The organism is Halomonas sp. V046 (assembly GCF_052645355.1).
This window is the reverse complement of sequence record NZ_JBQXYF010000069.1, coordinates 1-348: the sequence shown is the minus strand read 5'-3', so window position 1 is coordinate 348 and position 348 is coordinate 1. Positions and strand designations below refer to the sequence as shown.

Annotated in this window: 1 protein-coding gene; it reads left to right on the top strand. The window is 64.1% G+C overall.

The window, feature by feature from the left end; translation table 11 throughout:
* Positions 1–348: hypothetical protein (locus ACUN9Y_RS22275; RefSeq protein WP_445462922.1), on the top strand; the 348-nt coding region annotated here is incomplete at both ends.

Genomic DNA, 348 nt, shown 5'->3' with positions numbered 1-348 from the left:
GTAATCTCGTCTCCCACCGCAATGCGCGCGATCATCAGCGCGAGTATCGCTATTCCCATCACCTGCTGACCCACTACACCGACCTCAATGGCATCGGCGTCGAGCTGACCTGGGACTGGCCGGGCAAAACCGACGGCGCCCTGCCCTCCGCCCACGAAGCGCGCTGCGTGCGCAACCGTCTGGACGACGGCAGCGAAGACACCCGCTTCGAGTACCACCGTGAGCTGTGGTACACCCGCGTCACCGACGCCGGCGGCGTGGTCACGATCTATCGCTACAACTACCACAACGAGATCGAGTCGATCACCCACCCCTACCATCCGGCACTTGGCAGCGAGCACTGGCGCT